Origin of the sequence: Pseudomonas sp. NEEL19 (assembly GCF_028751975.1) — a bacterium.
Classification (GTDB): domain Bacteria; phylum Pseudomonadota; class Gammaproteobacteria; order Pseudomonadales; family Pseudomonadaceae; genus Aquipseudomonas; species Aquipseudomonas juntendi.
This window is the reverse complement of record NZ_CP081491.1, coordinates 2,497,237-2,509,521: the sequence shown is the minus strand read 5'-3', so window position 1 is coordinate 2,509,521 and position 12,285 is coordinate 2,497,237. Positions and strand designations below refer to the sequence as shown.

Sequence of the window (12,285 nt, the reverse complement as noted above, 5' to 3'; positions counted from 1 at the left end):
TTCCAGTTCGTATCTACTGAATGGAAGAAAGCGATATGACCTTACCGCCTCTGGTCGAGCCCGCAGCCGAGCTCAGCCGCGAAGAAGTGAACCGCTACAGCCGTCACCTGTTGATTCCCGACATCGGCGTACTCGGCCAGCGCCGCCTGAAGAACGCCAGGGTGCTGGTGATCGGCGCCGGCGGGCTGGGCTCGCCGACCCTGCTCTACCTTGCCGCAGCCGGCATCGGCACCCTGGGCGTGATCGACTTCGACCGGGTCGACGAGTCCAACCTGCAACGCCAGGTGATTCACAGCGTCGACACCCTCGGCGAACTCAAGGCCGAGAGCGCTCGCCAGGCCATTGCCCGCCTCAACCCCCTGGTCAAGGTGCACACCCATACCGAACGCCTGGAGGCGGACATGGCCGTGGAGCTGTTCAGCGGCTACGACCTGATCCTCGACGGCACCGACAACTTCGCCACCCGCTACCTGGTCAACGACGCCTGCATCCTGGCCGACAAGCCCTACGTATGGGGCTCGATCTTCCGCTTCGAAGGCCAGGCGTCGGTGTTCTGGGAGAATGCCCCGGGCGATCGCGGCCTGAACTACCGCGACCTCTACCCGGAGCCACCGCCGCCGGAGCTGGCGCCTTCCTGCGCCGAAGGTGGCGTGCTCGGCGTGCTGTGCGCGGCCATCGCCTCGATCATGGCTACCGAAGCGATCAAGCTGCTGACCGGCATCGGCGAGCCACTGCTGGGCCGCCTGATGGTCTACGACGCATTGCAGATGAGCTACCGCGAGCTGCCCTTGCGCCGTTTGCCGCAGCGCCAGCCGGTCACCGCCCTGGGCGACTACCAGGCGTTGTGCGGGCTGGACCGACCCGCTGCCAGTGATGCAGCGCCCGTGCCGCAGATCAGCGCGGTGCAGCTCAAGTCGCTGCAGGATGCCGGACGCGCGCCGGTGATCATCGACGTGCGCGAGCCGACCGAATGGGACATCGTGCGCATCGACGGCGCGGTGCTCATGCCCAAGTCTGCGCAGGTGGCGACGCAGATCGTCGAGCGCTACGGCCACGACACCGACCTGGTGATCACCTGCAAGTCGGGCATGCGCTCCAGAGCCGTGGCCGGCGACCTGCAACGGCTCGGCCACGGCAGGGTGCGTGACCTGCAAGGCGGCGTGCTGGCGTGGGTGCGCGAAGTGGAACCGGCCCTGCCGAGCTATTGAGGGCGCCCGCATGGTTCTGCGCATCACCGCTCAGGCCCTGGAACAGGTAAGGCACCTGGCCCAGGCCGCGCATCCCATCGAGGCCTGTGGGCTGATTGCCGCCGCCAGCGGCGAGCCGCTTGCACACAGGGTGGTGCCGATGCGCAACCAGGCCGCCAGCCCCACCTGGTTCAGCTTCGATCCGCGCGAGCAGTTGCAGGTCTGGCGTGAGCTGGATCAGCGCGACGAAGACTGCCGGGTGATCTACCACTCGCACACCGCCAGCGAAGCCTGGCCAAGCCGCGAGGATATCGCCCTGGCCAGCGACCCCAACGTGCATTACCTGATCGTCTCGACCTGGGGCGAGGCGCGGCACGCCGCGCGCAGCTTTCGCATCATCGACGGACGGGTGTTCGAAGAGCCCCTGTGCGTCCAGCCCTGACCCTTGCCGGCCCCCCCGGCACAACGTGTACCACAAGGAGAAAAGCATGTCGGTTTCCGTGATCGTCCCCACCCTGCTGCGCCCACTCACCGACGGCCAGAAGCAGGTCCAGGCCCAGGGCGATACCGTGCGCCACATCATCGAGCACCTGGACAGCCGCTACCCCGGCATCAAGGCCCGCTTGGTGAAAGACGACCAGGTGCACCGTTTCGTCAACATCTACGTCAACGACGACGACATCCGCTTCGCCGACGGCCTGGCCACGCCTATCCGCCCCGGTGACCAGCTGACCGTACTGCCCGCCGTGGCCGGCGGCTGACCCACCGTTCACCGCTTCGCGGGCCCGCCCGCGAAGCCTGCTCGCCCGTAACCTGTCCGCGAGATCCGCCATGTCCCGTATGCTAGATGACGCCAGCCTCGGCTGGCGCAGCGGCCCCTCCCTGCCCGGCTGGCAGGGCCTGAGCCGCGCCCTGCAACACCACGGCCAGTGCCTTGGCCTGCGTGCCCTCGACGGCCTGGCCGAAGGGGCCGCGCTGCAGTTGGCCCACCCTGATCTGCACCCCGTTCACATGCGGTTCGTTGCACCGCCAGGTCTGCCCCTGGAGAGCACCAGCGAGTTCATACAGCAAGCGGCCTGCGGCCTGATGTCGGTGCACGGCCGTGCCAGCGGGCGCCCGCAAGCACTGGGCGTGGATTACCTGGCCGCCCTCAACGCCGCCCTCGCCTGGCAGGCCAGCCTGGCTGCTGCCGTCGGCCAACTGCGCGGCGGGCAGTTCACCCAGGTAAGCCTGGACCCGCTGCGCGGCGGCCTGCTGAGTATCGGCCAGTACCTGGCTGGCGCAACCGCACCGGAAGACGCCGAACGGCTGCTGCCGGGGCAGGACGACGCGCTTGCCCGCCCGCCGTTCGTTTCCCTGGAAGGCACGGCCTTCGAACTGGAAACCCTCGACAGCCAGCCCTGGCGCCACTTCTGGCACGCCCTCGGCTTGCCCGACAGCCTGGCCGGCAAAGCCTGGCAGCACTTTCTGCTGCGCTATGCCAAGGCCGTGGCGCCGATGCCGGCCGAATGCCTGGACGCACTGGCGCGCCTGCCGCTGGCGCAGATCCGGCAGCAGGCGCGGGCCAGCGGGGTAGCGCTGGTGGTACTGCGCAGCCCGGCGCAGCGCCAGGCCGATGCCGACTACCCGGCCAGCCTGCACACTCCCTGGCGGCTGACACCCGGCCCGCAGGCAGCGCTGCGGCCAGCCCCGCGCCCAGCCGCGCTACCGCTGCAAGGCCTGCGCGTGCTGGAGTCATGCCGCCGTATCCAGGGGCCGCTGGCCGGGCACCTGCTGGCCCTGCTCGGTGCCGAGGTGATCCGCCTGGAGCCGCCAGGCGGCGACCCCCTGCGACACATGCCGCCCTGCGCCGATGGCTGCTCGGTGCGCTTCGACGCGCTCAATCACCTGAAGACGGTACGCGAAGTGGATATCAAGTCCGCTGCAGGTCGCGCCGAGATCCACGCCCTGTGCGCCGACGCCGACGTGTTCCTGCACAACTGGGCCCCCGGCAAGGCTGCCGAGCTGGGTCTGGATGCCGCCGACCTGCAGCTTGCTCAGCCGAGCCTGGTGCATGCCTACGCCGGGGGCTGGGGCGATGCCTTGGTATCGGCGCCCGGCACCGACTTCACCGTGCAGGCGTGGTCCGGCGTCGCCGAGCGCATCGCCCGCGCCAGTGGCACACGTGGCGGCACGCTGTTCACCGCGCTCGACGTCCTGGGTGGTGTGATCAGCGCGCAAGGCATCTGCGCCGCGCTGCTCGACCGCAGCCTGCACGGGCGCGGCAACCAGGTACACAGCTCGCTGCTGGGCGCCGCCGACCTGTTGCTGGCCACCCCCTGCAACAGCACCCCGCCCAGCCTGCTGCAAGGGGTGTTCGAGACCGGCGACGGCCTGCTCGCACTGGACTGCCAGACACGCCAGCAGTGGCAAGCGCTGGGGCAACTGCTGGGCGGCACCTGCACCCCCGCAGAGCTGCCCCGGCGCCTGGCCAGCGCCGACGCCCGGCACTGGCAGACGCGCTGCCAGCAGGCTGGCATTGCCGCCAGCCAGGTGCATCAGGACCTGGCGCGCCTGGCCAACGACCCGCGCCTGGCCGACTGCTTCGGTCAGCGTGCCTACCGATCCGTTCAATCACCCTGGAGTTTCACATGAACACTGCCGGCATCATCGACCTGGTACCCCAGGCTGCCCGTCGCCGCTGGCGCGAAGACGGCAGCTACCCTAATCGCGACGTGTTCGACCTGTTCCGCGAACGCGCCCGGGAAACGCCGGCCAAGCCGGCGGTGCTGTCCCCCGAGGGCGACGTCAGCTATGCCGAGCTGCTGGGCGCAGCCCTGCGCCTGGCCGGCAGCCTGCGCCAGTCGGGCATCGTTGCCGGCGACGTGGTGGCCTACCAACTGAGCAACAGCTGGCGCTGCTGCGCCATCGACCTGGCGGTGGCGGCCCTGGGCGCCATCGTCGCACCCTTCCCGCCGGGGCGCGGCAAGCTCGACATCCAGGCGCTGGTGCGCCGCTGCGATGCCCGCGCGGTCATCGTACCAGCCACGTATGCCGACATCGACCTGTGCGAGGTCATCGAATCGCTACGCCCAACCCTGCTCTCGTTGCGCGTGCTGATCGTAGACGGCGCACCGCGTGCAGGCTGGTCGACCCTCGACGCCCTGTTCGAGCATGCGCCGATCGACAGCACCAGCCTGCCGCGCGTGTGCCCGGACTCGCCAGTACGCCTACTGGTGTCTTCCGGTACCGAGTCCGAGCCCAAGCTGGTGGCGTATTCGCACAACGCACTGATCGGTGGACGGGGGCGCTTCCTGCAGCGCATCAGCGATGACGGCGCCGAATTCCGCGGCCTGTACCTGGTCCCGCTGGGGTCCTCGTTCGGCTCTACCGCCACCTTCGGCGTGCTCAGCTGGCTGGGCGGCTCGCTGGTGGTACTGCCGCGCTTCGAGGTGGGCGAGGCGATAAAGGCCATCGCGCGCCTACGCCCAACCTTCATCCTTGGCGTGCCGACCATGCTGCAACGCATCGCCGCCGACCCGGCCCTGGCGCAGATCGACACCTCCAGCCTGCGCGGGCTGATCTGCGGCGGTTCGGTGATCGACCAGGCCACCGTGCTGCGCTGCAGCGAAGCGTTCGGCTGCGGTTTCATCAGCCTGTATGGCTCGGCCGACGGGGTGAACTGCCACAACACCCTGGACGACCCGCTGGAAGCGGTGCTGGGCAGCGTGGGCAAGCCCAACCCGGCGGTCTGCGAAATACGTATCGTCGACGACCTGGGCCGCGAAGTGCCCCAGGGCAGCGTGGGTGAAATCACGGCACGCGGGCCGCTGAGCCCGATGCAGTACGTCAATGCGCCTGAACTGGACGAGCGCTATCGCGACGCCGAGGGTTGGGTGCGCACCGGCGATCTGGGGTTCATCGACGCGGCCGGCTACCTCAAGCTCGCCGGGCGCAAGAAGGACATCATCATCCGCGGCGGCGCCAACATCAGCCCGGTGCAGATCGAAGGCCTGGCCATGGCCCACCCGGACGTGGTAAGCGTGGCCTGCGTGCCGGTGCCCGACCCGGACCTGGGCCAGCGCGTATGCCTGTGCGTGACCCTGCGCGACGGCGCCCCGCGCTTCGCGCTGCAGGACATCACCGGGTTCCTGCGCGAACAGGGGCTGGAAGTGAACAAGCTGCCGGAATACCTGCGCTTTTATCGCCACCTGCCACTGACACCGGCCGGCAAGGTCGACAAGCGTGCCTTGGCCGCCGACGCAGCCGGGCTGGGCGAGCCCGTGCGGCAGGTGGGCTGAGCCATGGCCAACGAGCACGTCATTGAACTGGCGCAACGGGTACGCCACTTCGTCGAGCAGCAGATTTTGCCCCGTGAGGCCGAGCTGGGCCGCTGCGACGCGGCGGCGGCGCGGCTGAGCGCCGAACTGCAGGCGCAGGCCAAGGCCGCCGGGGTATTCGGTAATTTCTACCCCGTGGCCGACGGCGGTCGCCTCGCGCGCCTGAGCGATTACCTGGAGGTGGCCGCCGAAGAAGGCCGCAGCGAGTTCGCGCCGGCGATTCTCGGCTGCGACGCCACGCTGGACTGCCACATGCTGGCACGCCACGCCAACCCCAGCCTGCGCGAGCGCGTGTACCTGCCGCTGGTGCGCGGCGAGCAAGTGCCCTGCTATGCCATGTCCGAGCCCGACAGCATCGGCTCGATCCCGGCCACCCTGAACAGCCGCGCCCAATGGCAAGGCGACCACTGGCGGCTGACGGCGCGCAAGTGGTTCATCTGCCGTGCCGAGCGGGCAGATTTCGCCACCGTCATCGCCCGCACCGACGAGGGCCCGTTGCAGACCGGCCTGTCGATGCTGGTGGTGCCCTGCAACAGCCCAGGCTTTCGTTTTGTGCGGCCTCTGGCGCTGCTAGGCCGTCAGCAGGGCCAGGGCGAGCTGCACCTGGAGGCAGTGCGGGTGGAGCCTGACCAGGTGCTGGGCGCGCCAGGCCAGGGCCTGATGCTGATGCAGCAACGCCTGGGCCTGGGCCGCCTGTTGCGCGCCGCCCACTGGCTGGGCCTGGCCCGGCGCTGCTTCGACGATCTGTGCGCGCGGGTGCACTCGGCCCGCGGCGCGCAGGCACGGCTCGCCGACAAGCAACTGGTACGTGCCCGGGTATACCGCTGTTACCGCGAGATTGCGGCGGCCCGGGGCCTGCTGCGCGAGGCAGCGGCCACCTTCGATCGCGGCCAGGCCAGCGCCATCGAAGTCAACCTGGCCAAGCTGGCGGCCTCCGATGCGCTGTCGCTGGCCGTGGATTCGGCGATCCAGATAATGGGCGCCGAGGGCCTGAGCGAGCTGTCGCCGCTGTCGGGCATCTACCGCGGCGCCCGCACCACGCACATTCTCGACGGCACCGACGACGCGCTTATCAGCACCCTGGGGCGCGACCTGCTCCAGGCCACGCGCCCCGGCCGCGCCTTCGACGTGCTGACCCCTTCCGTTCCTTCGCCTGCCAAGGAGGCCCCATGAAGCGGCATGTTCCGCTGGCCGCCCTGCTCACCTGCGCCATGGGCCTGCCGATGATGGTGTTCTATGCGCTGGGTGTACTCGGCCCGCAACTGATTCAGGCGCTGGGGCTGGACCGCGAGCAACTGGGCTGGCTGACCACCAGCGCATTCGGCCTGGCGGCGCTGCTGTCACCATGGGCCGGGGCGCTGGTACAGCGCATTGGCTCGCGCCGTGGCTTGCAGGCGCTGTTCATGCTGGTGGCACTGTCCTTCAGCCTGGTGCTGGTGCTGCCGGGCTTCGTCGGGCTGGTGATCGCCCTGGCCTTCTGCGGCGTGGCCCAGGCGCTGGCCAACCCGGCTACCAACCAGGCCATCGCCCAGGCGGTGGACGCACCGCGCGCCAGCCTGGTAGGCATCAAGCAGGCCGGGGTGCAGGCCTCGGCGCTGCTCGCCGGCCTGGCCCTGCCGGTGCTCAGCCAGGCCCTGGGCTGGCGCATGGCGCTGGGCTGCTGGGCGCCATTGGCGCTGCTGCTGGCGCTGCTGGTCGCTCGGCAGATCGCCCCGGCGCCCCAGGCGCATCGACCGCCCGTACGCGTACAGCGGCCCAACGGCTGGCTGCTGCGGCTAATGGCCATCCAGGGCTGCGCCGGGCTGTGCCTGTCGGCCTTCATCACCTTTTTTGGCGTGCATGCCAGCAGCCTCGGTGTGACGCCCGCGAGCATCGGCTTGATGATCAGTGCGTTCGGCGTCACCGGTGTGCTTTCACGGCTGCTGCTCACGCCGTTGGGCGCGGCTTTCAGGGATGAAACCGTGTTGCTGGGCGGCCTGTTCCTGTTCGCCCTGGCGACGATCGTGTTGATGCAACTGGCCACGCCCGCGCGCCACTGGCCCCTGTGGGCGGCGGTGGTCGGAATAGGCCTGAGCCTGGTAGCCAGCAACGCGGTGGCCATGAGCATGCTGCTGCGCGAACCGCGCTTCGGCGGGGTTGCCGGTAGCGCCGGGCTGCTGTCGCTGGGGTTCTTTGGCGGTATCGCACTGGGCCCACCGCTGTTCGCCGTGCTGCTGCGCCAGCCCGGCGGCTTCACCGCGGGCTGGACACTGCTGATGATCGCCTTGTGCCTGGGCGCCGGGCTATGCCGCAGCCTGTACCGGGCGCGGCAGGTGTCGGAGGGCTGCGCCGATGCCGGAACAGCGTAAACGCGAGGCGATCATCGAAGCCCTGCTGGCGCCCCTGCCGCGCATCTCGCAGCAGTGCGATGGCCATTTCCCGTTGTACCGCGTCGATCGGGACTCGCCCTGGAAACTGTCGCGCCGCGGCTCCTGGCTGGGCGGCTTCTGGGCCGCGCTTTGGTGGCGGCGCGCCCAGGCCAGTGGCGACGCGGTGGATGTGGCCGAAGCACGGACCTGGAGCGCCCGGCTGGCCGCACAGCTTGGCGAACCGAGTGTCAACCGCAGCTTCGTGTTCTGGTACGGCGCCGGCCTTGCCGCCCGCCAGTCGTGCGACGAGCAGGCCCATGGCCTGGCCACCCAGGCGGCCGCGGCACTGGCCGCGGACTTCGATCCGCAGTTGGGCGGTTGGTGGCTGGGCACAGGGCTGGGGGCTGGCGAGGCTGGCGCCAGGACCTTGGACATCGACGCACTGGCCCCGACCCTCGCCCTGTTGCATGCCAGCCCGGACGCCGACCATTGGGCCTTGGCACGGCAACACCTGCAGCGTTGCCTGAACAGCTTGTCCGAGCCCTCGGGCGCCTGGGCCAACCAGGCCCTGTTGCTGCCAGGCGGTAACTGGCAGCGTACCGCGCCAGGCCAATGGGCACGGGGGCAGGCCTGGGCGATGCTGGGGCTGGCCGAGGCCGTAGGTCGCTATGGTGGTGAATACGCCGAGGCCGCAGGCCGGGCCTGCGAGTACTGGACCCAGCGCTGGGGCGCTGCCGCCGCCAGCGGCCGCCCACGCGCCGACGAGGCCGACCCCTGCGCCATCGCCATCGCCTCGGTGGCCTTGCTGCGCCTATGGCAATGCCTGCCGGGGCGTAATGCCTGGTGCGAGCTGGCCTGCCGGCAGATAGCCGGGCTGCTGACAACGTCGGTGCGGCATGGCTGCTTCATCGGCCACCGCTATCGCCTTGATGCGCAGCGTACCGGCCTGGTGGAAACGCCCTGCGCGACCTTTTTCCTGGTCGAGGCGCTGCGCGCCCAGGGTCAGGTACTGGCTGGCGACGGCGGCGTGGCGGGGTGGTGAGCGGCGGGCGTGCCGGGGCGTTCGCCTTTGGACAGATCGGCCTTGCAGCAAACCGAAGTTTTTGTGAGTGAAGTTGCTCCTACCACAGAGCTCAATGGCACAATTTCACCCATCGGTGCGGCAATGCAATACCTCACACCTAATCGTAGCGAATGGGGCACTCCAAAATTGATAGGCACCCTTTCCAACTAGGGCTGAACATGAACACCGAAAAACTCAGACAGAAGTCGGTCAAGCTTCGCCTGCTGATCGACAGCCTGAAGGCACAGGACCCCGCCGCCATGAAATTGAGCGTCGAGCTAGAGCCACTGCTGCATGCGGCAGAGCAACAGCTGATCCACTGCGCCATGGAATGGCGCGACATCCCGGGTCACTACCTGTTCACTGAAGAAGGCTTGCAGCAGTATGCTGATCTCGAGCATGCGTTTGCAGAGTTTCGCATTGAGTTGACAGGTGGAGAGTCAGCTACGTTGGCCCGGCTCAAAGCGAGTATGGGCGAGAAACCCCAATGAGATAGCAACTGATTTCCTATGTCGTGACCCCAGCAGCCGATCCTGGATGAGGGTGCAAACCGGCGGCCCACTCGATCGCCCGGGACGAAGCCTTCAGCATGCTGGCCGGCATCGCCCAGTTTTTCAAACAGACTGAACCGCAAAGCCCGGTGCCGTATCTGATAGAACATGCCATCAAGTGGGGCAACATGCCGCTGGAAGGCTGGCTGAGCGATGTGATCAAAGACAGCAATGTGGTGGACAACATTCGCGACGTACTTGGCACCCGCGAACCGAAACCCTGACCCACGTCAGCGACTATGCTGCTACCGTGAGCTTCCCGTACCGCCAAGGAAAGCGCCATGCCGCCACGTTCCACTCCCCCCACCGGTTTCGTTCGTGTCCGTGGTGCCCGCGAGCACAACCTGAAAAACATCGACGTGGATATTCCGCGCGATGCGCTGGTGGTGTTCACCGGGGTGTCCGGCTCGGGGAAATCCTCACTGGCGTTCTCCACCCTGTACGCCGAAGCCCAGCGCCGCTATTTCGAATCGGTGGCACCCTACGCGCGGCGCCTGATCGACCAGGTGGGTGTGCCGGATGTGGATGCCATCGAAGGCTTGCCCCCGGCAGTTGCCTTGCAGCAACAACGGGGCACGCCAAGCGCCCGTTCTTCGGTAGGCAGCGTGACCACATTGTCCAGCTCCATCCGCATGCTCTATTCACGCGCGGGGCAGTACCCGGCAGGCCAGGCCATGCTGTACGCCGAGGACTTTTCGCCGAACACCCCGCAGGGTGCCTGCCCGCAGTGCCACGGCCTGGGCCGCGTCTATGAGGTGAGCGAGGCGACCATGGTGCCCGACCCGTCACTGACCATCCGCGAACGCGCGATCGCGGCCTGGCCAATGGCCTGGCAAGGGCAGAACCTGCGCGACATCCTGGTCACGTTGGGGTATGACGTGGACATACCCTGGCGCGACCTGCCCCAGGCCCAGCGCGACTGGATCCTGTTCACTGAAGAAACGCCCACCGCACCGGTCTATGCCGGCCTGACCCCGGCGCAAACCCGCCAGGCCCTCAAGCGCAAGCTGGAGCCCAGCTACCAGGGCACTTTCACGGGTGCCCGGCGCTATGTCATGCATACCTTCATGCATTCGCAAAGTGCACAGATGCGCAAGCGCGTCGCCCGGTACATGCGCCCCAGCGCCTGCCCGCTGTGCCACGGCAAACGCCTGAAGCGTGAAGCGCTGGGCGTGACCTTTGCCGGGCTGGACATCGCCGAGCTGTCGCAGTTGCCGCTGCAAGCGCTTGCCGAGGTGCTGCGCAAGGTCGCGGCAGCGGGCTACCTGGAGCCACAGCAAAGCCAGCTGACCCTGGAAAAGCGCCTGGCCGCGCAGCGCATCGCCCATGAGCTGCTGGAGCGCATCGACACCCTGCTCGAACTGGGCCTGGGCTACCTGGCCCTGGAGCGCAGCACGCCCACCTTGTCATCGGGCGAACTGCAACGCCTGCGCCTGGCCACCCAGCTGAATTCGCAGCTTTTCGGCGTAATCTACGTACTCGACGAACCCTCGGCCGGCCTGCACCCGGCCGACAGTGAAGCGCTGTTCCAGGCACTGCAACGGCTGAAGCAGGCGGGCAACTCGGTGTATGTGGTGGAGCACGACCTGGACACCATGCGCCGGGCCGACTGGCTGGTGGATGTAGGCCCCGCCGCCGGCGAGCACGGGGGTAGCATCCTGTACAGCGGGCCCCCGGCGGGGCTGGCCAAGGTCGAACAGTCCTGCACCCGCGCCTACCTGTTCGGCGCCCAGGCCCAGGCCCCGCGTGCGCCACGCCAGCCCCGTGGCTGGCTGAAGCTGGAAGGCATCAGCCGCAACAACCTCGACAACCTCAGCGCGGCATTTGCGCTGGGCTGCTTCACGGCGGTAACGGGTATTTCCGGTTCGGGCAAGTCGAGCCTGGTCAGCCAGGCCCTGCTGGAGCTGGTGGGCGCGCACCTGGGCCATGCCGGACAAGGCGACGAGCCTGAGGAGCAGAGCCTGGAAGACGAACCGCAACAGGCCAGCAGCGGCCATGTCAGCGCCGGCCTCGAGGCTATCAAGCGCCTGGTGCAGGTAGACCAGAAGCCGATCGGGCGCACGCCGCGCTCCAACCTGGCGACCTACACCGGGTTGTTCGACCATGTACGCAAGCTGTTTGCCGCCACCGAACAAGCCAAGGCGCAGGGCTTTGACGCCGGGCGCTTTTCCTTCAACGTGGCCAAGGGCCGCTGCGCCAATTGCGAAGGCGAGGGTTTCGTCAGCGTCGAGTTGCTGTTCATGCCCAGCGTGTACGCACCCTGCCCGACCTGCCACGGTGCGCGCTACAACCCCGAAACCCTGGCGGTCAGTTGGCAAGGCATGAACATTGCGCAAGTGCTGCAACTGACCGTCGACCAGGCCCTGCAGGTGTTTGCCGAACAGCCTCCGGCCCGGCGGTGCCTGCAGGTGCTGCAAGATATCGGCCTGGGTTACCTGCGCCTGGGCCAGCCGGCCACCGAGCTGTCCGGGGGTGAGGCGCAACGCATAAAGCTGGCGACCGAACTGCAACGCATGGCCCGGGGCGCGACCCTGTACGTGCTGGATGAGCCGACCAATGGTCTGCACCCGCAAGACATCGACCGGCTGCTGCTGCAACTGAACCGCTTGGTCGAGGCTGGGCACAGCGTGGTGGTGGTGGAACATGACATGCGGGTGGTGGCGCAGAGTGACTGGGTGATCGATATTGGGCCAGGTGCCGGGGCTGCCGGGGGCAAGGTGGTGGTCAGCGGAACGCCGCAAGTGGTGGCCAACTGCAAGGAAAGCCGCACGGCGGCGTTTCTGGCCAAGGCATTGTAAGGGCCTGTACCCGCACTTT

10 protein-coding genes and 1 pseudogene are annotated in these 12,285 nt (G+C 68.2%); all 11 read left to right on the top strand.

From position 1 onward, the window contains the following. Positions 1-35: 35 nt before the first annotated feature. The 11 genes and pseudogenes from moeB to K4A76_RS11235 all read left to right on the top strand — a co-directional run bounded on the left by moeB (position 36) and on the right by K4A76_RS11235 (position 12,266). The gene (gene moeB, locus K4A76_RS11285; protein ID WP_274412189.1) at positions 36-1,208 is read left to right on the top strand and encodes a molybdopterin-synthase adenylyltransferase MoeB; all 1,173 of its coding nucleotides are present in this window, start codon (positions 36-38) and stop codon (positions 1,206-1,208) included. A gap of 10 nt (positions 1,209-1,218) precedes the next feature. Beyond that, positions 1,219-1,629, top strand: coding sequence for a M67 family metallopeptidase (locus K4A76_RS11280; protein ID WP_274412188.1), 411 nt, complete (start codon positions 1,219-1,221; stop codon positions 1,627-1,629). Between the two features lie 46 nt (positions 1,630-1,675). Then, positions 1,676-1,948: a MoaD/ThiS family protein gene (locus K4A76_RS11275; RefSeq protein WP_009681732.1), complete on the top strand. Its 273-nt coding sequence runs from the start codon at positions 1,676-1,678 to the stop codon at positions 1,946-1,948. Positions 1,949-2,018: 70 nt separating this feature from the next. After that, a complete protein-coding gene (locus K4A76_RS11270) occupies positions 2,019-3,821 on the top strand; it encodes a CoA transferase (protein WP_274412187.1) in 1,803 nt (600 codons plus the stop codon). Continuing rightward, positions 3,818-5,467, top strand: a complete 1,650-nt coding sequence (locus tag K4A76_RS11265) for a class I adenylate-forming enzyme family protein (RefSeq protein ID WP_009681730.1) — start codon at positions 3,818-3,820, stop codon at positions 5,465-5,467. Before K4A76_RS11270 ends, K4A76_RS11265 begins: the two co-directional genes overlap by 4 nt. 3 nt (positions 5,468-5,470) lie before the next feature. Then, the gene (locus tag K4A76_RS11260; protein ID WP_274412186.1) at positions 5,471-6,679 is read left to right on the top strand and encodes an acyl-CoA dehydrogenase family protein; all 1,209 of its coding nucleotides are present in this window, start codon (positions 5,471-5,473) and stop codon (positions 6,677-6,679) included. Then, positions 6,676-7,854, top strand: coding sequence for an MFS transporter (locus K4A76_RS11255; RefSeq protein WP_274412185.1), 1,179 nt, complete (start codon positions 6,676-6,678; stop codon positions 7,852-7,854). The genes K4A76_RS11260 and K4A76_RS11255 overlap by 4 nt, the downstream gene beginning before the upstream one ends. Further along, positions 7,838-8,896: a glucuronyl hydrolase gene (locus K4A76_RS11250; protein WP_274412184.1), complete on the top strand. Its 1,059-nt coding sequence runs from the start codon at positions 7,838-7,840 to the stop codon at positions 8,894-8,896. Before K4A76_RS11255 ends, K4A76_RS11250 begins: the two co-directional genes overlap by 17 nt. A gap of 200 nt (positions 8,897-9,096) precedes the next feature. Beyond that, a complete protein-coding gene (locus K4A76_RS11245; protein ID WP_274412183.1) occupies positions 9,097-9,408 on the top strand; it encodes a hypothetical protein in 312 nt (103 codons plus the stop codon). An 80-nt stretch (positions 9,409-9,488) separates the two neighbouring features. Then, positions 9,489-9,692, top strand: a pseudogene (locus tag K4A76_RS11240) (type VI secretion system protein TssA); the annotation flags it as partial. Between the two features lie 57 nt (positions 9,693-9,749). Then, positions 9,750-12,266, top strand: coding sequence for an excinuclease ABC subunit UvrA (locus K4A76_RS11235; protein WP_054912535.1), 2,517 nt, complete (start codon positions 9,750-9,752; stop codon positions 12,264-12,266). Positions 12,267-12,285: the final 19 nt, after the last annotated feature.

Bases quoted from the DNA above. Each gene is read 5' to 3' on its own strand.
- moeB (WP_274412189.1), top strand. From the start codon at position 36: ATGACCTTACCGCCTCTGGTCGAGCCCGCAGCCGAGCTCAGCCGCGAA.
- K4A76_RS11255 (WP_274412185.1), top strand. From the start codon at position 6,676: ATGAAGCGGCATGTTCCGCTGGCCGCCCTGCTCACCTGCGCCATGGGC.
- K4A76_RS11265 (WP_009681730.1), top strand. From the start codon at position 3,818: ATGAACACTGCCGGCATCATCGACCTGGTACCCCAGGCTGCCCGTCGC.
- K4A76_RS11245 (WP_274412183.1), top strand. From the start codon at position 9,097: ATGAACACCGAAAAACTCAGACAGAAGTCGGTCAAGCTTCGCCTGCTG.
- K4A76_RS11235 (WP_054912535.1), top strand. From the start codon at position 9,750: ATGCCGCCACGTTCCACTCCCCCCACCGGTTTCGTTCGTGTCCGTGGT.
- K4A76_RS11250 (WP_274412184.1), top strand. From the start codon at position 7,838: ATGCCGGAACAGCGTAAACGCGAGGCGATCATCGAAGCCCTGCTGGCG.
- K4A76_RS11280 (WP_274412188.1), top strand. From the start codon at position 1,219: ATGGTTCTGCGCATCACCGCTCAGGCCCTGGAACAGGTAAGGCACCTG.
- K4A76_RS11270 (WP_274412187.1), top strand. From the start codon at position 2,019: ATGTCCCGTATGCTAGATGACGCCAGCCTCGGCTGGCGCAGCGGCCCC.
- K4A76_RS11260 (WP_274412186.1), top strand. From the start codon at position 5,471: ATGGCCAACGAGCACGTCATTGAACTGGCGCAACGGGTACGCCACTTC.
- K4A76_RS11275 (WP_009681732.1), top strand. From the start codon at position 1,676: ATGTCGGTTTCCGTGATCGTCCCCACCCTGCTGCGCCCACTCACCGAC.